Source organism: Pectobacterium sp. S5, assembly GCF_051707265.1.
Lineage (GTDB): Bacteria > Pseudomonadota > Gammaproteobacteria > Enterobacterales > Enterobacteriaceae > Pectobacterium > Pectobacterium polare.
This window is the reverse complement of sequence record NZ_JAULSZ010000006.1, coordinates 18,260-39,008: the sequence shown is the minus strand read 5'-3', so window position 1 is coordinate 39,008 and position 20,749 is coordinate 18,260. Positions and strand designations below refer to the sequence as shown.

At 52.9% G+C, this 20,749-nt stretch carries 14 protein-coding genes; 9 read left to right on the top strand and 5 right to left on the bottom strand.

The genetic code is table 11. The features are described 5' to 3' along the window. Positions 1-542 precede the first annotated feature (542 nt). A complete protein-coding gene (locus QWJ20_RS18715) occupies positions 543-2,165 on the top strand; it encodes a methyl-accepting chemotaxis protein (RefSeq protein ID WP_323636365.1) in 1,623 nt (540 codons plus the stop codon). 680 nt (positions 2,166-2,845) lie between these two features. Beyond that, a complete protein-coding gene (locus QWJ20_RS18710) occupies positions 2,846-4,507 on the top strand; it encodes a methyl-accepting chemotaxis protein (RefSeq protein WP_433993202.1) in 1,662 nt (553 codons plus the stop codon). A 102-nt stretch (positions 4,508-4,609) separates the two neighbouring features. On the opposite strand, the gene QWJ20_RS18705 is transcribed toward QWJ20_RS18710, so the two are convergent. Further along, positions 4,610-5,437 (bottom strand): dienelactone hydrolase family protein, encoded by an 828-nt coding sequence (locus QWJ20_RS18705; RefSeq protein ID WP_249687857.1) that lies wholly within the window; start codon positions 5,435-5,437, stop codon positions 4,610-4,612. A gap of 326 nt (positions 5,438-5,763) precedes the next feature. Between QWJ20_RS18705 and udp the strand changes: the two genes are divergently transcribed. Together udp and QWJ20_RS18695 are read left to right on the top strand one after the other, a co-directional pair. Next, positions 5,764-6,534 (top strand): uridine phosphorylase, encoded by a 771-nt coding sequence (udp, locus tag QWJ20_RS18700; protein WP_010283777.1) that lies wholly within the window; start codon positions 5,764-5,766, stop codon positions 6,532-6,534. Between the two features lie 236 nt (positions 6,535-6,770). Then, a complete protein-coding gene (locus QWJ20_RS18695) occupies positions 6,771-7,553 on the top strand; it encodes a tyrosine-protein phosphatase (protein WP_433993201.1) in 783 nt (260 codons plus the stop codon). A gap of 156 nt (positions 7,554-7,709) precedes the next feature. Here the strand turns inward: QWJ20_RS18695 and ppc are convergent, their stop codons facing one another. Both ppc and QWJ20_RS18685 read right to left on the bottom strand, forming a co-directional pair. Continuing rightward, positions 7,710-10,349: a phosphoenolpyruvate carboxylase gene (gene ppc, locus QWJ20_RS18690; RefSeq protein WP_095701218.1), complete on the bottom strand. Its 2,640-nt coding sequence runs from the start codon at positions 10,347-10,349 to the stop codon at positions 7,710-7,712. A gap of 240 nt (positions 10,350-10,589) precedes the next feature. Then, a complete protein-coding gene (locus QWJ20_RS18685) occupies positions 10,590-11,978 on the bottom strand; it encodes a PTS transporter subunit EIIC (protein ID WP_039482998.1) in 1,389 nt (462 codons plus the stop codon). Positions 11,979-12,300: 322 nt separating this feature from the next. Between QWJ20_RS18685 and QWJ20_RS18680 the strand changes: the two genes are divergently transcribed. Continuing rightward, entirely contained in the window at positions 12,301-13,500 is a 1,200-nt protein-coding gene (locus QWJ20_RS18680) for a starvation-sensing protein RspA (RefSeq protein ID WP_433993200.1), read from the top strand. A 6-nt stretch (positions 13,501-13,506) separates the two neighbouring features. Here the strand turns inward: QWJ20_RS18680 and QWJ20_RS18675 are convergent, their stop codons facing one another. Further along, positions 13,507-14,220, bottom strand: coding sequence for a GntR family transcriptional regulator (locus tag QWJ20_RS18675; RefSeq protein ID WP_095701220.1), 714 nt, complete (start codon positions 14,218-14,220; stop codon positions 13,507-13,509). Positions 14,221-14,274: 54 nt separating this feature from the next. Then, positions 14,275-15,426, bottom strand: coding sequence for an acetylornithine deacetylase (argE, locus tag QWJ20_RS18670; RefSeq protein ID WP_433993199.1), 1,152 nt, complete (start codon positions 15,424-15,426; stop codon positions 14,275-14,277). 202 nt (positions 15,427-15,628) lie between these two features. On the opposite strand from argE, the gene argC reads away from it, so the two are divergent. The 4 genes from argC to rmuC all read left to right on the top strand — a co-directional run bounded on the left by argC (position 15,629) and on the right by rmuC (position 20,662). Continuing rightward, positions 15,629-16,633, top strand: a complete 1,005-nt coding sequence (argC, locus tag QWJ20_RS18665; RefSeq protein WP_015842152.1) for an N-acetyl-gamma-glutamyl-phosphate reductase — start codon at positions 15,629-15,631, stop codon at positions 16,631-16,633. A gap of 37 nt (positions 16,634-16,670) precedes the next feature. Then, positions 16,671-17,444, top strand: coding sequence for an acetylglutamate kinase (gene argB, locus QWJ20_RS18660; RefSeq protein ID WP_039278775.1), 774 nt, complete (start codon positions 16,671-16,673; stop codon positions 17,442-17,444). Between the two features lie 61 nt (positions 17,445-17,505). Next, positions 17,506-18,879, top strand: coding sequence for an argininosuccinate lyase (argH, locus tag QWJ20_RS18655; protein ID WP_103158410.1), 1,374 nt, complete (start codon positions 17,506-17,508; stop codon positions 18,877-18,879). Between the two features lie 220 nt (positions 18,880-19,099). Further along, complete coding sequence (gene rmuC, locus QWJ20_RS18650) at positions 19,100-20,662, top strand: DNA recombination protein RmuC (protein WP_433993198.1); 1,563 nt, start codon at positions 19,100-19,102, stop codon at positions 20,660-20,662. Positions 20,663-20,749: the final 87 nt, after the last annotated feature.

Here is a 20,749-nt window from a genome sequence, read left to right as displayed (position 1 = left end):
GACGAATTTGTCCTTCCCTTGCCGCCTTCCTGAAACTCGAATTATTTAGGGTATAGCTAACTGAGTAGATAAAAATACGTACTATTTTTCGTCGCATCTCGACTGTTTATTATTTCTACCCTACAAATCTTCTTCCTTTCCGAAAATTAAATATATTGTCTTTCCTTTAATAAAATCGCCGCGCTATCCCCCTTGTTTTTCTGCATCGACTGGTAGGTTATTTCTCGAAAAGGATTATTTATCCGCTATCAATATATTTATTGTTCGGTGGGGTTAATCGATACCGTCATAAAGCTAGGGAATATTGTGCCGATAAGGTAGACGGCATGGAGGCAGCTCTGGATGTACCAATAGAGTGAGGTTGTTTGTATTTTTTAACGTTTTACTTATGTTGAAAGTGCACCTGCAATTACTCATTTATGGGTATTAATATACACCCATAAAGCATATTTATTTTCCCGAAAAAAACGATAATTCCCCACTCTGCGGCGTTATTAGACGAGCAGTAGTCATTATTATGTATTACCTAAAAGGAGTGAGACATGAGTTTAGCGAATTGGCGAATTGGCTATCGATTAGGAGGCGGGTTTGCCATCTTGATTCTGATGCTATTTACCGTGAGTATTTTTTCTTTGTCTAAATTGTCATCCTTTCAGGATGGTGCCAGAGATATCGTCAAAGAGGTTTATCCGCAAACGGTAGATGCTAATGATCTCATCGATAACGTGAATGGGCATTTTGTCGCTTATTTACAGATGCTGCTGGTATCCGGTCAGGAACAGCGTCAGGGATATGTCGATCGGATTATGGCGTACCGCAAGGAAATTAGCCGTCTGCTCGACAATCTGGAAAACAATGCCTCAGGCGAGCTTGCCCGCAAGCAGGTGGCGGTTGTTCGTGGGTTTCGTGCCGAGTTCATCAAGTCTGGCGATAAAATTATTAGTGATGCGCTGGCGGGTAATAACGACGTCGCTGTCTCGGAATTCAATAACACCCTGAACGTGATTCAGCGCAATTACCGTGACTCGGTGAAGCAGCTGGTGAATTACCAAAATGATGCGATGGATAACTCTGTCGATACCATGGCTGCGGTATACAACAATACCCGCATTATTTTACTGATTATTTTGGCGCTGGGTGCCGTGTTTGGGGCGCTGATTGCCTGGGCGATCACGCGCAGCGTAACCCGCCCAATAGAGCAGGCTTTGCAAGTCGCAGACAGAGTGGCGCAGGGCGATCTGACTTCACACATCACGGTGACCAGCAAGGATGAAACCGGATTGCTGCTGCAATCGTTGGATCGCATGAATACCAGCCTGAGCTCGATTGTCGGCCAGGTGCGTGATGGCGCGGAAACGATCTCGACAGCGGCGTCACAAATCACGGCCGGTAACCAGGATCTGTCATCGCGTACCGAAGAACAGGCCAGCTCGCTGGAAGAAACCGCTGCCTCAATGGAGCAACTGGCATCCACCATTAAAAACACCGCAGAAAACACCCAACAGGCGACGGAGATTGCCAATAAGGCGACCGGTGCTGCGAAACAAAGCGGTGATGTCATGCTTTCCGTGACGCAAAAAATGCGCGGCATTCGTGATTCATCCCAGCGTATGGCGGAAATCATCGGTGTGATCGACGGTATCGCTTTCCAGACCAATATTCTGGCGCTGAACGCCGCCGTTGAAGCCGCGCGTGCGGGTGAGCAAGGGCGTGGTTTTGCGGTGGTGGCAGGGGAAGTTCGTTCACTGGCACAGCGCAGTGCGACCGCTGCGCGGGAGATCAAGGATTTGATCGACGATTCCGTGAGCAAAATTCGTGAAGGCATGGAGCTTGTTGATACCGCTGAAGAAACGATGGGTGGATTAACGGCCCATGTGAAGGACGTACACGACATTATCAGCGAGATTTCGCAGGCCAGTCGTGAACAGAGCGACGGGATTAACCAGATGAATCTGGCGATTGGACAGATTGATACCACGACCCAGCAGAATGCGGCTCTGGTTGAAGAGTCGGCCTCTGCGGCGCTGTCTCTGCAATCACAGGCTTCCGTTCTGGCAGAAGCGGTGAGCGCGTTTAAAATACAGTCGTACAGCAGTCACGCTGGGTCTTATGCGCCGATGTCGATGAGCACACCCGCGCTGTCTCTGGCGTTGGCAAGAAAATAGTAAAGTTACTGCCATCGTTTGACGGCGTTGTAACGTAGCGCCTATTCCCACAGGGAGGCGAGAGCCTCCCTGATTCTTTTCATGTGCTACGTAGCGTAAATACGTTTTTTACCCTTATTATTCAGTTTGTTATCCTTTACTAAGAAATATTCTCACCTCTTTATTTTTAATATCAAATATATCTGACTATCCTTTTATGTAATTGGCGCGTTATTTCTGTTAATGGCTCGTAGATTAATATGTGTTTTTTCCGATCGAAATTAACTACTTGATAGTCGGTGACTATTTATTATTTACTTTTGAATGATTTAAACGATCAAATGATAAAGATCATGGGCGGTGTGCCGATAAGATGGATAACACAGGAGCGGCCATGTCTGCATGAGTTCGGAGAGGGAAGGCCATTATTATCACCTCAATAACGTCTCTGCGGTCTTATCCGTTGTATTTGTAGCATTGTTAGATTTATTTCCACTTTTGCACCTCAACACCTGAGGGAAACGACTTGATAGCGCCTCTCATGTTGAGAGCGTGCGTAAAAATGCCTGCCTTAAGGTATCTCTGGTGCGTCAGAAGGCTCGTTCCCTTCGGATCGCCAACCATTCTCCGCCCTGTGGTTCCATCAATCTGCGACGTGTGCGCAATTGACATTGCTATGCATTACCTAAAAGGAGTGAGACATGAATTTAGCGAATTGGCGTATCGGCTATCGACTGGGGGCTGGGTTTGCTGTCCTGATTTTGATGTTGTTTGTCGTGAGTATATTTTCCCTGTCTAAGCTATCCGGTTTCCAGGATGGCGCCAGAGACATTGTGAAAGAGGTTTATCCACAAACGGTTGATTCAAATAGCCTTATCGATAATGTAAACAGCATTCTGGTGGCGTATCAGCGGCTGATGCTGGTTTCGGGCGAGGATAAAATCAAGGAAAACGTCGATCGTGTAAATGGATTCCGCCAGGAAATCGGCCGCCTGCTGGATAAGCTGGAAAGCCAGACGGTCGAAGAGCGTTCAATCTCTCAGCTGCGTGCGATCCGCGCGATCCGTACCGAGTTTTTGAAATCCGGTGACAAAATTATCAGCGAAGTGGTGGCTGGCAATCGGGACGCGGCGATTGAGGAGTTCAACAACAACCTGAATGTTGTCCAACGTCAGTACCGTGATGCGGTAAGGCAATTGGTTAACTATCAAGATGATGCCATGGATACCTCCGTTGAGGCGATGGCTGAGGTATACAGCAGTACTCGCATGATTTTGTTGCTTATTTTAGCGCTGAGTGCCGTATTTGGTGCGCTGATTGCCTGGTCAATTACGCGTAGCGTAACCCGACCGATACAGCAGGCTTTGCAAGTGGCAGACAGAGTGGCACAGGGTGACCTGACCTCACGTATCACTGTTACCAGCAAAGATGAAACCGGATTGCTGCTGCAATCGTTGGATCACATGAACACCAGTCTGAGCACGATTGTTGGGCAGGTACGTGACGGGGCGGAAACGATCTCGACGGCGGCCTCGCAAATCGCCGCCGGTAATCAGGATTTATCATCACGCACCGAAGAGCAGGCCAGCTCGCTGGAAGAAACGGCGGCATCGATGGAGCAGCTGACGTCTACTATTAAGAACACGGCGGAAAACACCCAGCAGGCCACAGACATTGCAAATAAAGCCTCTGGTGCGGCGAAGCAAAGCGGCGAGGTTATGGTTTCCGTGACGCAGAAAATGCGTGGCATTCGCGATTCATCCCAGCGTATGGCGGAAATCATTGGCGTGATTGACGGCATTGCGTTCCAGACCAATATTCTGGCGCTGAACGCTGCGGTTGAAGCCGCGCGTGCGGGCGAGCAAGGGCGTGGGTTTGCAGTGGTGGCAGGGGAAGTGCGTTCTCTGGCACAGCGCAGTGCGACCGCCGCGCGTGAGATCAAGGATTTGATCGATGACTCCGTGAGCAAAATTCAGGAAGGTATGTCGCTGGTGGATACCGCCGAAGAAACGATGAGCGGATTAACGGGTTATGTGCGGGATGTGAATGAGATCATCAGCGAAATCTCGCAGGCCAGCCGTGAACAGAGCGATGGGATTAACCAGATGAATCTGGCGGTTGGACAGATTGATACCACGACCCAGCAGAATGCGGCTCTGGTTGAAGAGTCGGCCTCTGCGGCACTGTCTCTGCAATCACAGGCCTCTGTGCTGGCGGAAGCGGTAAGCGCGTTTAAGTTGCAGTCGTATGGCAACGGCAAAACCGCTTCTTATGCATCGGCACCAACGCGTACGCCAACGCTGTCTTTGGCGCCTGCGGCGGCGAAAAATAAGGGCAATGACGGCGACTGGACGACGTTCTAAGGCTGTCTGTCTCTGTAAAATCGTCAAAAGGTAAAACACCAACGCCACCGTTTTTCGGTGGCGTTTTAGATCGTGGAATAAGACGCAAGACGTGTGACGGTGTTATGCCACGCCGTTTTTCTGGAACCATGCCAGCATACGCTGCCAGCCGTCGCGTGCAGATTCCTCATGGTAGCTGGGGCGGTAATCGGCATGGAAAGCATGCCCAACATCGGGGTAGACGATGATGTCTGCCGCCGCGTTGGCCGCACGCAGCGCCTGCCGCATGGTATCGACCTGTTCCAACGGAATCCCTTCGTCTTTCGCGCCGTACAACCCCAGTACCGGGGCTTCTAATTCCGTTGCGATATCGACCGGATGTTTAGGGCTATTCAGCGTTTTCTCACCCGTACACTTGCCGTACCAGGCAACGGCCGCCTTGAGCTGTGGGTTGTGTGCAGCGTACAACCAGGTGATGCGTCCGCCCCAACAGAAACCCGTTATCGCTAGCTTACTGGCGTCACCGCCCTGTTTAATCGCCCAGTTGGCCGTGTGATCAAGGTCGGACAGCACCTGCGTATCGGGCACCTTATACACCAGCTCGGTCAGGATTCGCTGAATATTGTCATATTGGCTGGGGTCGCCCTGACGAAAGTACAGCTCTGGCGCAATGGCCATGTAGCCCTGCTTGGCTAGCCTACGGCAAACATCCTGAATGTGTTGATGAACGCCGAAAATCTCCTGCACCACCAGAACGATAGGGAGCGGCCCGTCGTGGTTTGCCGGTCTGGCGATATACGCGGGTAGCTGCTCACCCTGAGAAGAAATGGTGGTTTCGCTGGCAATGATACCGACAGAATCCGTGGTAATGATGGAGGCGGTCTGCGGTTCTACTGCCGGGGTTAGCCCCTGTGGAAGATGTTTGAAGGTCGTCTGTTCATCAGTCTTCATTACGCGCTCTCCTGTTATCGGCCAGCCGGTTTTCATGTGAAAGAGGGGTTTCAAAATCGCTATGATAAATACTATCAATGATTAAAGAATCTACACTAGAAGACAATTAATCGGCAAAAATGAATTCCCCACCCAATAAATAGTGATTTAAGTCACATTTTTTATGTATGTTGATGTTTGTTTCTTTTTCATCGGTGACTCTCGTCACTTAAAAAAACGTAATGATGCGCTAGAGTCTTTTTATTGAACGGACGCTTACAGACTGCGTTGATGAGGCGTTCGGCGTGATTTCTCTGAATACCCAATTGATTGCCCGGGAGGCAGTTATGTCTACATCTGATGTGTTCCATCTTGGTCTGGTCAAGAACGATTTACAGGGCGCGACGTTGGCTATCGTCCCCGGCGATCCTGAGCGTGTTGAAAAAATTGCTCGCCTGATGGATAACCCAGTACATCTGGCATCACACCGTGAATTTACGTCCTGGCGTGCAGAGTTAGACGGCAAGGCGGTGATTGTTTGCTCGACCGGTATCGGCGGCCCGTCAACATCAATCGCGGTAGAAGAATTGGCACAGCTCGGCATCCGTACTTTCCTGCGTGTCGGCACGACGGGGGCGATTCAATCCGGCATCAATGTCGGCGATGTGTTGGTGACCACCGCAGCTGTCCGCCTTGATGGAGCGAGCCTGCACTTCGCGCCAATGGAATTCCCGGCCGTTGCTGATTTCGGCTGTACCACCGCGCTGGTGGAAGCGGCGAAGGCATCGGGTGCGGCGTTGCACGTGGGCATCACCGCGTCTTCCGATACGTTCTATCCCGGTCAAGAGCGCTATGACACCTTCTCTGGACGCGTTGTCCGTCGCTTCCGCGGCTCGATGGAAGAATGGCAGAGCATGGGCGTGCTGAACTATGAAATGGAATCCGCCACGCTGCTGACCATGTGCGCCAGCCAAGGGTTAAAAGCGGGCATGATCGCGGGCGTGATCGTAAACCGTACCCAGCAGGAAATCCCAGATGCGGCGACCATGAAACTGGCCGAAACCACCGTCATCAAGGTGTTGCTGGACGCGACTCGTCGTTTGTTAGCCGCTGAATAAGCACAAAAATTGATGGTATTTTGGGCTGGTCATCGCAGAGGCCAGCCCTTATCCTAATATACCCGTCATTCTTCAAGCTGCATGTGCGTTGGCTGCGTTCACTCACCCGAATCACTTACTTGAGTAAGCTCATCGGGATTCCCTCGCTTGCCGCCTTCCTGCAACTCGAATTATTTAGGGTATACACTGAATAACTCAAGTTGCCTTGCTCGCCTTTCAACCTCGCAAGGAGATGTATGACCGAACCAACGTTGCTTCATCCCTCTTTATTACCGCTGGACGGCGGAATCAACTTCCGCGATTTAGGCGGTAACCGCGCTGCTGATGGGCGGCTTATCCGACACGGTAAACTTTTTCGCTCCGGCTCGCTGGATCTACTGAGTCAGGCTGACTGCGAGCACCTTGCTGGCGTGCCGATTTCTCACGTGGTGGATTATCGGGATGCCGATGAAATTGCGCAGAAGCCCGATATATTGTGGACCGGAGCCAACTACCACGCCTATCCGGCCAATCCATTACGCCACGAAGTGACGGCTAATCTGGATTCATTGGGATCCGATGTGTTGGCCGCGTTTGATTCTCGTGCGTTTATGCTAGAACTCTACCGCCGTCTGCCTTTCAATAACTCGGCCTATAAACAGCTGGTATCGCTGCTATTGCGGCCGGATGAGGGCGGGCTGGTGCAGCACTGCGCCGTGGGCAAAGATCGCACGGGCATCGGTTCGGCGCTGGTAATGTTTGCGCTGGGTGCGGATGAACAGACGGTGATGGAAGATTACCTGCTCACCGAGACGACGCTGACGCCATTCCGCCAGCAGCTACTGGCGCATTTATCAAAAACGCTGAATGAGAAAGCGCTGGGACAGTTCTCTTATGTGCTGTCGGTGCAGGAAGAGTTCATCGTGACGGCATTGCAGGCCATCTACGAACGACACGGTTCGATCGATAGCTGGCTTGAAGCGGAATACGGTCTGGATAATCGCGCGCGGAATTATTTGCAGGATAAATATCTGGCGTAAGGTATTCACAGCGGATTTACGATCTATCCATTATCACCGCGTGACTGATTTTTCCGCAAAAGAGGCCGGTCAATTGACCGGCCCTTGTTTTTGATGACGGTATAGTTTTTCTAACGGTATCGTTTTGATAACGGTATAGTTTTACTGCTTGCGCAATTAACCCGTATTACGCATACCTGCCGCGACACCGGCGATCGTCACCATCAGCGCCAGTTCCAGATCGGCATCCGGTTCTTCCTGCTGACGTGAGCGATGCAGCAACTCAGCCTGCAACACGTTCAGAGGATCGGTATAGACGTTACGCAATGCGATCGACTCGGCGATCCACGGCAGATCCGCCATCAGGTGATCGTCATTGGAGATCGCCAGCACGACGTTAATATCGGCGGCCAGCTGATCGCGCAGCTGTTTCCCTAACGGCCACAGCTTCTCTTCTACCAGACGCTGATCGTAATACTCCGCCAACCACAGGTCGGCTTTGGCGAACACCATCTCCAGCATACCGATACGTGTCGAGAAGAACGGCCAGTCGCGACACATGGCTTCCAGCTGTTCCTGCTTGCCGTCATCTACGACTTTCTGCAACGCGGCACCGGCACCCAGCCAGGCTGGCAGCATCAGGCGGTTCTGCGTCCAGGCGAAAATCCACGGGATAGCACGCAGGCTTTCCACGCCGCCGTTCGGACGACGCTTGGCCGGACGTGACCCTAGCGGCAGTTTACCCAGCTCCAGCTCCGGCGTAGCGGCGCGGAAGTAAGGCACGAAATCTGGGTTCTCACGCACGTAGCCACGGTACATATCGCAGGACACGCGAGAAAGATCGTCCATTACCTCGTGCCATTCCTGTTTTGGTTCCGGCGGCGGCAGCAGGTTCGCTTCCAGAATCGCACCGGTATACAGCGCCAGACTGCTGATGGTGACTTCCGGCAGGCCGTATTTAAAGCGGATCATCTCGCCCTGTTCCGTCACGCGCAGGCCACCTTTCAGGCTACCCGGCGGTTGTGACAACAGAGCCGCATGAGCCGGTGCGCCACCGCGACCGATGGAACCACCGCGTCCGTGGAACAGCGTCAGTGCGATACCCGCTTTCTCACAGGTTTTGATCAGCGCGTCCTGTGCACGGTACTGCGCCCAAGAGGCGGCCATCACGCCCGCGTCTTTTGCGGAGTCAGAATAGCCAATCATGACCATCTGCTTGCCCTGAATAAAGCCGCGATACCAGTCGATGCTCAGCAATTGCGTCATGACATCATCAGCGTTGTTCAGGTCGTCCAGCGTTTCAAACAGTGGCGCGACCGGCAAGGCAAACGGGCAACCCGCTTCTTTAAGCAGCAGGTGAACGGCCAGCACGTCGGAAGGCGTGCGTGCCATTGAAATGACATAGGCTGCGACTGAACCGACTGGCGCTTTGGCAACGACACGACAGGTATCCAGCACTTCTTTGGTATCCGCACTCGGCTCCCAGTAGCGCGGCAGGAGCGGGCGCTTGGAGCTAAGTTCACGGATCAGGAAGGCTTGCTTATCGGATTCAGACCAGCTTTCGTAGTCGCCCAGACCCAGATAGCGGGTAATCTCGGCCAGTGCTTCGGTGTGGCGGGTACTTTCCTGACGAACATCGATGCGTACCAAAGGCACGCCGAAGCAGCGCACGCGACGCAGCGTATCCAGCAGGCGACCATCGGCGATGATGCCCATGCCACAGGTTTTCAGTGATTGGTAGCAGGCGTGGAGTGGTTCCCAAAGTTGTTCATTGGTGATCAGCAGATCTTTAGGCGGCAGACGCTCCTCACCCGTCAGGCGTGCTTCCAGATAGCTCAGCGTACTGCTCAACTGCGAACGCAGCGACTTCATGATGGCGCGGTACGGTTCCTGTACTTCGCTGCCGCCGGCCAGTTCCAGCAGTTCCGGCGTACATTCGGACATCGACAGCTCGGAAACCAGCACCTGAATATCACGCAGGAACAGATCGGCAGCTTTCCAGCGGCTGAGTAACAGCACGTGGCGAGTGACTTCCGCTGTGACGTTCGGGTTACCGTCGCGGTCGCCACCCATCCAGGACGTAAAGCGCACCGGAACGGCGTCAACGGGCAGACGATAGCCGAAAGCCTGTTCCAGCTGTTCATCCAGCTCGCGTAAAAACGCAGGCACACCTTCCCACAGGCTGTTTTCCACCACGGCGAAGCCCCATTTGGCTTCATCTACCGGAGTAGGGCGAATTTTACGGATTTCATCGGTATGCCAGGACTGTGCGATCAGCTGGCGCAGGCGGCGCATGATCTGATTGCGTTCATAATCAGCCAGATCGTTGTGGTCGAGCTGCTTGAGGCAGGTATTCACTTCTACCAGTTTGTGGATCAGCGTCCGACGGGTAATTTCGGTCGGGTGCGCGGTCAGCACCAGCTCGATCGACAAGGATTCTACCGCGTCACGGATATCGCGTTCGGTCAGATCTTTATTTTCCTTCAGGCGCTCAAACGCGTGGGAAAGTTGTGCCGGGTTACTCGCGGCTTCACCGTGCGGTGAAATCGTATGATATTGCTCAGCGGTATTGGTCAGGTTAAGGAACTGGCTGAATGCGCGGGCAACAGGCAACAGTTCATCGTTAGACAGGTTTTGCAGCGTGGTCAGCAGCTCCTGACGATGTTTTTCATTACCTGCGCGGGAAGACTTTGACAGCTTGCGGATTGTTTCGACTTTATCAAGGATGTTTTCACCCAGCGCTTCCTTGATGGTATCGCCGAGAAGCTTGCCGAGCATACTGACGTTACTGCGCATTGCGGAATATTGTTCGTTCATAGTTACCCTGACCATCCCTACCATTTTTGTAAGTTTATTTCACTTGACATATTTTGACGCACTGCCTCCATCTAGCCACGATAAGGCGGGTTCGTCAATTGACGATTCTTTCTTCTCCTTATTCTTTGTACTTGCATTGAGGTGGGCTTGGCAATTTGTGAAATTTAATTACAGAGGCGCGGATATTAGGGTTGCTAATTAGCGAGGGGATGGCGGGGCGCAAAGGCCCCGCGAGTGCGGTTACGCCTGTTTGGACGCTCTGACGACCAGAATATAAGTCAGCGTGAAAGAAAGCACGATGGCGATGGCCATGCCGGATACCGCGTAGCTAAAGTACGGGCCGATATAGGCTGGCAGGCTGAAAATACTCGACAAGATGTAGCCATACAGCCGGACACCGAAGTACGCGATAAAGGCCGAGGCGATGGAGCTGGCAATAGTCGCGGAGATAAACGCTTTTTTATACTTGGTCAGTACGCCGAAGAGTGCAGGTTCGGTAATACCGAGCAGCGCGGAAACCCCAGCAGACAGCACGACAGATTTGTCCTGACGGGTTTTGGCATGGAAGTAGATGGCAAATGTGGAACCCGCAATCGCCATGTTCGCCATACACATCATTGGCATCAGCATATCAAAGCCCTGATTGCTGAAATTTTGCAGCGCAATGGGCGTCATGGCGTGATGCATGCCAGTCAGAATCGCGACAGGCCGAATCGCACCGACCACGAAACCAGCAAAGATAGACGACACATCGAACAGGCTCTGAATAAACAGTGCCAGCAGTTTACCGAGGTAGATCCCGAATGGCCCGATAACGGTGAGCGACACCAGTGCGGCGATAAACAGCGTCAGCGTTGGGGTAAACACGGTTTTCAGTACCGAAGGCATGATGCGGTCGACCCAACGATGGATATAGCTCAGTGCCAGCACGGAGAAAATCACCGGTATGACGCTGGCAGCATAGTTAAACACCGGAATGGGTAGCACACCGATGAAGTAAAAGGCGCTGACCGCATTAGGGCTATTGCTGGCTAGTGCCTTCGCCGCTTCTATCAACGACGGGTACATCAGGCAGGCTGCAACAGCCGCTGCCAGATATTCGCTTGTTTTAAATATCCTGGCTGCGGAGATAGCGAGGAAGAAAGGTAAGAAATAGAACACACCGCTGGCGATCAGATCGAGGACGATCACGGTATCGGTTTTGGCAGAGACCACTTTCAAGGCGATCAGCCCTGCCAGCAGCCCTTTGATCATCCCGGCACCCGCGATGGCAGGGACGATCGGGCCAAATACGCCGGAAACGGTATCCATGAACAGCGAAATCAGCCCCTTCTTCTGCTTCTGCACGTCTGGCTGCGATGTCGCTGTAGGCGAAAGCGTTGTGGAGGAAAGCTGGGCGTTCAGCAGTTCGTAATACTCATTGACCTGCGGCCCGATAATAATCTGAAACTGTTCACTCTGATGTTGCGCACCTAATATACCGGGCAGATTCTTGATCGCCTCGGTTTGCACTTTACTTTCATCAATTAAATCAAACCGAAGCCGCGTCATGCAGTGCCAGGCTTTATTAATGTTTTCGCTTCCACCAACCAGTTTAATGATTGACTGAATAACGTCATTTTTTCCCATGAAATAAACTCCCCGCATAGCCTTATGTTATTTTTGGCCGAATTATTTCCACCGATAGTAAAAACTTAAAGAAGAAAAAACAAACCAATAAAACATGAAGTTCGTCACATGGTTAGCCTGTAAGGGGATGTTTGTTGCCATTATTCTATAATTGGTCTGGTTTTTTAATCAATTAGATGGCTTTTCCAAACCAAAATAAATCTTTTAAATAAGAGGTTTACAATAAAAGAAAAAATAAGTAGAAAACAAAAAAAGAAACTGATTTTAGACTGTGTTTTTGCCGGGTAGCGCTATTCCGGTAAATGCTCTGGAGGATATTTTTGTGTTGCCGACAATCATTACTGACATTGAATGTCTTGTTACTCGCCCCGACCGCCATAATTTAGTGACGGTGGTGGTTCACACGGATAAAGGTGTGACGGGTTATGGATGTGCGACCTTCCAGCAGCGACCGCTGGCCGTCAAAGCGATGATGGACGAATACCTCAAACCGCTGCTGCTAGGACGAGATGCTAACCACATTGAAGATCTGTGGCACATGATGATGGTCAACGCCTATTGGCGTAACGGACCGGTGATCAACAATGCGGTGGCGGGCGTTGATATGGCGCTGTGGGACATCAAGGGCAAGCTGGCAGATATGCCGCTCTATCACCTGTTTGGTGGGAAATCCCGTGATGCCATTGCCGCATACAGCCATGCAGCTAGCGATACGCTGGACGGACTGTATCAGGAAGTGGATCGGCTGTATGCGCAGGGCTATCGCCATATCCGCTGCCAGCTAGGATTTTATGGCGGTAATCCCGATGCGCTGCACAGCACGCGGCAGCCAACGGAAGGTGCCTATTACGATCAGGATCAGTACATGGCCAACACACTCGCCATGTTCCGTGCGCTGCGTGAGAAATACGGCGATCGCTTCCACATTCTGCATGATGTTCATGAGCGCCTGTTCCCGAATCAGGCAGTGCAGTTCGCCAAAGCGGTAGAAGTGTATCGTCCCTATTTTATCGAAGACATTTTGCCGCCTGCGCAAAATGAGTGGCTGGCGCAGATCCGCAGCCAGAGTGCGGTGCCGCTGGCGACCGGAGAGCTGTTTAATAACCCTGCCGAGTGGCAGAATCTGGTGATTAATCGTCAGGTTGATTTCATCCGCTGCCATGTCTCACAGATTGGCGGGATCACACCAGCGCTGAAGCTGGGCGCGTTCTGTCAGAACTTTGGTGTGCGGCTAGCGTGGCACTGCCCGCCGGATATGACGCCTATCGGCGCGGCGGTCAACATTCACCTGAATATCCATTTGCACAATGCCGCCATTCAGGAATTTGTCGCTTACCCAGAAAATACCCGCAAGGTCTTCCCGCAGGCGGTGGAGCCGGAGAAGGGCTATCTGTATCCGATTGAACGCCCCGGTATCGGCGTTGGGATCGATCTGGATGCGGCACGGGAATTTCCCGTCGTCTATCGTCCGCACGAGTGGACGCAAAGCCGCCTGCCGGATGGCACGATGCATACGCCTTAAGCCGCATTACGGCGACTGGCGGAAGGTTAAGTTATCGAGGTTTAAGGGGATGACGTAGGTACAGGTGTAGTTGATGTCGATGATATCGCTCGATTCGTATACGCGACCGCCCTGTAAAATACCGCGATTAAGAATATGCATCGCCGCCGTGCCTTTCTTGCAGCCCAGTAGCTCAGCCTGTGCTTTCGTGACGTTAACCGCCTGATAATGCGTCAGATAGTGTGAAATCGCATAGCCCTTGCTGAGCACATACTGCTGAATAGAACCTTCAATAATCTTCTGGCTCATGTCTGGGAAGTCTGCGGCAGGCATTTTCGAGATCTCGATCTGTACTTTGCGGTTATCGACATAACGTAACCGACTGAATTCCCAGATGAACGCATTTTCGCCGATCGCAAATACCTGCTGCTCCTCTCGGTTCGGTAGCCGTTTATGTAGGCTAAGCAGGCGAGATGAAATCTGAGTGAATTTCTTTTCGGTAATCGAGTTATACACCAGCGGATTGCTGCGTACGCCCTGATTAATGAAGTTACCCGAGCCTTGTACCATATGGATCGCACCGATGCTGGCGAGCTTTTCCAGCGCCTGACGGATGGTAAAGCGTGACACGCCGTATTCTTCCGCCAGTTGGCGTTCCGGCGGCAGCTTTTCCGGCAGCGGATCGGTGTGCTGATAGATTTTGCTCAGTAAATCCTGCGCGATGAAATCTTTCTTTTTCATGAGCTGTCTCAAAATAGCCTTGCCAGCGTGACTGACAAGGCCGCTTGCGTCGGATCAGTGGTGACAGAAGTGATGAATAACCTGTGAAATCAGTTCCCGCGTCGGTTTGATAAACGCGGTATCAATATATTCATCCGGCTGGTGCGCCTGTTCGATCGATCCCGGCCCCAGAACCAGCGTCGGGCACAGCGTCTGAATAAACGGTGCTTCGGTACAGTAGTTCACGATTTCCGTTTTTGTCCCCAGCAGCTTCTCTACGACGGACACCAGACGGTGATCGGGTGGGCATTCATAGCCGGGAATCGGCGGATGCAGTTCGCTGATGGTCAATCGGCCCGGCCAGCGCTGGCTGACGGGCTCAAGCACTTCTGACAGCAGTCCGTCCAGATCGTTAAGCGTAATGCCCGGCAGCGGACGGATATCCATATGCAGCTCACAGCAGCCGCAGATGCGGTTAGCGGCATCGCCGCCGTGAATGTGGCCGAGGTTCATGGTCGGGTGAGGAATGTGGAAAATCGGATTGTGATAGCGCTCCTGTAGCGTGTTACGTAATACCAGCAGGTGAGAAATGGCTTCGTGCATCAGCTCGATCGCGTTCACGCCGCGCGACGGATCGCTGGAGTGACCAGACTGCCCCTGAATACGGATCGCGTTGGACATGTGGCCCTTGTGGGCGCGCACCGGTTGCAGCGACGTCGGCTCGCCGATGATGGCGCAGTCCGGGCGAATCTGCGTGGATTCGGAGAAATACTTGGCACCGGCCATCGTCGTCTCTTCATCTGCTGTTGCCAGTACATAGAGCGGCTTCGTCAGCTTGGTCGGATCGATATCACGTAAAGCATCCAGAATAAAGGCAAAGAAGCCTTTCATATCCGCCGTACCCAGGCCGTACAGCTTGTTGTCATGTTCGGTCAGCGTGAACGGGTCGCGCGTCCAGCGGCCGTCGTCGAACGGGACGGTGTCGGTGTGGCCTGCCAACAATAAGCCACCTTTTCCTTCACCAATCCGCGCCAGCATATTAAATTTATTGAGGGTGCCGGGGACGGGTTGGACTTCCACGTGGAAGCCGAGATCGCCGAACCAGCCGGCCAGCAGGTTGATTAAGGTATGATTACTTTGATCGAGCGCGCTGTCGGTGGCACTGATGGACGGTGTGGCTATCAATGCCCGATATAGCTCAATAAAAGGGGGTAAATTCATCTTCACTGTTGACAGCCTCTGGTTAGGATAGTATCAATATTCATGCATTTATTTTGAATAAAAATACAATAATGCTCGGCGAAAGGAAACCCAAAGGTACGGCGATGACGATTCGTCACTTTCACTGAGTTTCGCGGGTGAACAGCGTACCGACGCTGGTGAGCCCTGTTACCTGTTCCATAGATAAGTAAGAAGGTATACGGATCCCATGCTGAATACGCTGATTGTTGGTGCAAGTGGTTATACCGGCGCTGAGCTTGCGCTCTACCTGAACCGTCACCCACAGATGAACATAACCGCTTTGATGGTTTCTGCGCAAAGTGTCGATGCAGGAAAATTGATTTCTGATTTACATCCGCAGCTCAAAGGCATCATCGATGTTCCGGTAAAACCGCTGACCGATGCGGAAGAAGCGGCGAAAGGCGTGGATGTCGTTTTTCTGGCGACCGACCACAAAGTCAGCCACGATCTGGCCCCTGTTTTTCTGGCGGCAGGCTGCACCGTTTTTGATTTATCCGGCGCGTTCCGCGTACAGGATGCCGAGTTTTATCGTCGCTATTATGGCTTTGAGCATCAGCACCCTGACTGGCTGGCAAAAGCGGTTTACGGGCTGGCCGAATGGCGTGCTGAAAGCGTAAAACAGGCGCAGCTGATTGCCGTGCCGGGCTGTTATCCAACGGCTGCGCAGCTGGCGCTGAAGCCGTTGCTGGATGCCCAACTGCTGAACCCGGCTCAGTGGCCAGTGATTAATGCCGTGAGCGGCGTGAGTGGGGCAGGGCGTAAAGCGTCTATGACCAACAGCTTCTGCGAAGTCAGCTTTCAACCGTACGGTATTTTCAACCATCGCCATGAGCCTGAAATTTCAACGCACCTCGGCACGCCGGTCATCTTCACGCCGCATTTAGGCAACTTCGCTCGCGGTATTCTGGAAACCATCACTTGCCGCCTGCAACCGGGCGTCACCCAGCAGGATGTTGCCGAAGCCTACCACAATGCCTATCACGATAAGCCGTTGGTTCGCCTGTATGATAAGGGTGTTCCGGCGCTGAAATCCGTTGTCGGCCTGCCGTTCTGCGATATCGGTTTCTCCGTCGATGGCGAGCACCTGATCGTGGTGGCAACCGAAGATAACCTGCTGAAAGGCGCGGCGGCACAGGCTGTGCAATGCATGAACATTCGTTTTGGTTTCCCTGAAACCCAATCGTTAATTTAATGACTACTGGTCCCGACATTTCGAGGCGCGAAGCATAATGAATCCGTTAATTATCAAACTAGGTGGCGTTTTACTGGATAGCGAAGAAGCACTGGAGCGTCTGTTCACCGCGCTGGTGGCTTACCGTCAGGAACATCAGCGTCCGCTGGTGATTGTGCACGGCGGCGGCTGTCTGGTGGATGAGCTGATGAAGAAGCTGGCGCTGCCTGTCGTGAAGAAAAACGGCCTGCGCGTCACGCCTGCCGACCAGATCGACATCATCACGGGTGCGCTGGCGGGTTCCGCCAACAAGACGCTGCTGTCATGGGCGAAGAAGCATGATATCAACGCAGTCGGCCTGTGCCTGGGCGATGGCGGCAGCACGACGGTCACGCAGCTCGATGAGTCTCTGGGCTTTGTGGGTAAAGCGGAAGCGGGATCGCCTGCGCTGCTGAACACGCTGCTGTCTGCGGGCTACCTGCCTGTCGTCAGCTCTATTGGTATTACGGCGCAGGGCGACCTGATGAACGTCAACGCCGATCAGGCGGCGACGGCACTGGCGCAAACGCTGGGCGCAGATTTAATCCTGCTGTCTGACGTGAGCGGCATTCTGGACGGTAAAGGCCAGCGTATTGCCGAAATGACGGCAGAGAAAGCCGAGCAGCTGATTGCTCAGGGCATTATTACCGACGGCATGATTGTTAAGGTCAACGCCGCGCTGGATGCTGCTCGTGCACTGGGGCGTCCGGTTGATATCGCCAGCTGGCGTCATGCTGAGCAGCTACCTGCGCTGTTCAACGGCGTGGCGATTGGTACACGTATTCTGGCGTAAGTCGTTTCTGGGTATGGCATGATGCGATACCAACATGAATTAAATTCTGGGAGTAATCGTTATGGCTTTGTGGGGCGGTCGGTTTAGTCAGGCAGCAGATCAGCGTTTTAAACAATTTAATGACTCACTGCGGTTTGATTACCGTCTGGCGGAACAGGACATCGTTGGCTCGATCGGCTGGTCGAAAGCGCTGGTGACGGTCAATGTGCTCAGCGAGCAGGAGCAGCAGCAGCTGGAACAGGCGCTGAATGCGCTGCTGGTTGAGGTTCAAGCTGATCCTGAGATGATCCTGCAAAGCGATGCAGAAGACATTCATAGCTGGGTTGAACTGCGTCTGATTGAGAAAGTCGGCGATTTAGGTAAAAAGCTGCATACCGGTCGTAGCCGTAACGATCAGGTCGCGACTGACCTGAAACTGTGGTGCAAGGCGCAGATTGCAGAACTGCTGCTGTCGGTACGCCAGCTGCGTCAGGCGCTGGTCACGACGGCGGAAGCGAATCAGGATGCGGTGATGCCGGGTTACACCCACTTGCAGCGTGCGCAGCCGGTGACGTTTGCACACTGGTGCTTGGCTTACCATGAAATGCTGGCACGTGATGAAAGCCGTCTGGAAGATACGCTGAAGCGTCTGGATGTCAGCCCGTTGGGCTGTGGTGCGCTGGCAGGAACCGCTTATCCGATTGACCGTGAGCAACTGGCGGGCTGGCTGGGATTTGCCTCGGCCACGCGTAACAGTCTGGACACGGTTTCCGATCGCGATCATGTACTGGAACTGCTGTCTGATGCCTCGATCGGCATGATCCACCTGTCGCGTTTTGCCGAAGATCTGATCTTCTTCAACAGCGGTGAAGCGGCGTTCGTTGAGCTGTCTGACCGTGTGACATCCGGTTCTTCCCTGATGCCGCAGAAGAAAAATCCGGATGCGCTGGAGCTGATTCGCGGTAAATGCGGTCGCGTACAGGGCGCGTTAACCGGCATGATGATGACGCTTAAAGGCCTGCCGCTGGCGTATAACAAAGACATGCAGGAAGACAAAGAAGGGCTGTTTGACGCGCTGGATACCTGGCACGATTGCCTGATGATGGCGGGTCTGGTGCTGGAAGGCATTCAGGTTAAGCGTCCGCGCTGTAAAGAAGCGGCCGAGCAAGGCTACGCGAACTCGACAGAGCTGGCGGATTACCTGGTCGCGAAAGGCGTTCCGTTCCGTGAAGCGCACCATATCGTGGGTGAAGCGGTGGTTGAAGCCATTCGTCAGGGCAAAGCATTGGAAGCATTGCCGTTGGCCGATCTGCAAAAATTCAGCGCCGTGATTGGCGAGGATGTGTACCCGATTCTGGCGTTACAATCCTGCTTGGATAAGCGTGCTGCACAAGGTGGTGTGTCACCGCAGCAGGTTGCTAAAGCGATTAGCGATGCGAAGCAGCGCTTAGGCTAAGTTGCCCTTTTCTGTTTCAGTTCCCCCGACGTGGTGTTTCGCGTTGGGGGGATTTCTGCGTTACCGATCTGATTCTTCTGCAAATTATCATCTATCCATTTTCATATGGAATGCGGCTCGCATTTTTCTGCTCAGCGTCTTCCCCACCGGAATTGTTTCTGGACATCCATACAGTATCATTTTACCTTGACCGACAGCGTGAAAGGCCTGCGGAGGCAAAGTGGATATCAGCATATTTTATGGTCTGGGCGGCAGTGCAGTGGGCCTGTTGGTCGGGTGGTTAATTGCCAGCCTGATTCATCAGCAGAAGCTGTCGCGGCATGACACCGAACAGCAGTTGCTGGCGCAGACATTGCAGCAGACTCAGCAGTCGCTCAGCGAACAGCAGCAGGCAAAGCAGCAGGACGAACAGCGGCTACGGCAAAACGAGCTGGAGCTGCGCACGGTCCACGCTCAGCTCTCTGCCAGCCATGAAAAGCTGCAACAGCTTGCTGAACTCCGCGAGGAGTGCGTGCAGTTAAATCAAGAACTGCGAACGCTGCGTGAAATAAATAGCGCACAGGAAGCGGAGCTGCGGGAAGTCACCATTCGGCTGGAAGAAACCCGTATGGCGGCAGAAGAGAAGCAGCGTCTGCTGGCAAATAGCGAACAGCGGTTGACGACGCAGTTTGAGAATCTGGCGAACCGGATTTTTGAACACAGTGGCCGCAAAGTGGATGAACAAAATAAACAGAGTCTGGATAAGTTGCTGATGCCGTTGCGTGAGCAACTTGATGGGTTCCGCCGTCAGGTGCAGGACAGCTTTGGCGCGGAAGCGCGCGAGCGTCACACGCTGGCGCATGAAATCCGCAATCTGCAACAGCTGAATGCGCAGATGGCACATGAAGCCATCAATCTGACGAAAGCACTGAAGGGCGACAATAAAACGCAGGGTAATTGGGGCGAAGTGGTGTTAAGCCGCGTGCTGGAAGCCTCCGGCCTGCGTGAAGGATATGAATATCAAACACAGGTCAGCGTGCAGACGGGGGCAAATAGCCGCCTGCAACCAGATGTCATCGTGCGCTTACCGCAGGGCAAAGATGTCGTGATCGATGCCAAAATGTCGCTGGTGGCCTACGAGCGACATTTTAATAGTGACGATGACGCAGAACGCAGTGTGGCGTTGAACGAGCATTTGCTCTCGGTTCGCAGCCATATTCGGCAGTTGAGCAGCAAAGATTATCAGCAGCTTCCCGGCCTACGTTCGCTAGACTACGTGCTGATGTTTATTCCGGTCGAGCCTGCTTTTCTGGTTGCTATCGATCGCCAGCCCGAATTGATCAACGAGGCGCTAAAGCACAATATTATGCTGGTCAGCCCGACCACGCTGCTGGTGGCATTACGCACTATCAACAATTTATGGCGCTATGAACAACAGAGCCGCAACGCACAGCAGATCGCCGAGAAAGCCTCGCGGCTGTACGATAAACTGCGATTGTTTGTCGACGACATGGAAGCGCTGGGGCTGAGCCTAGATAAAGCGCAGGGCACTTATCGTCAGGCGATGAATAAACTTTCCTCTGGGCGTGGTAACCTTATTGGCCAGGCTGAGGGGTTCCGTGCGCTGGGTGTAGAAATCAAACGCACGATCAGCCCGTCATTAGCAGAAAAAGCAACGGCCCATGAGCACGCTGAACGCGATGAATTACCGGATTCCGTAGCACCCGACGCTGTTTCGCCAACCGTGAAAACGGAGGGCGAAGAAGGGGAAATCCCTTTCGCTACCCGTACTGATTCGTACTAAATAGGTATGGATTTCGTGGGCTTGGGCACCATGCTATGCGAAATTAGTGCAGTGGGGTTTTTATACGGGTCTGGTACACTCTCACCA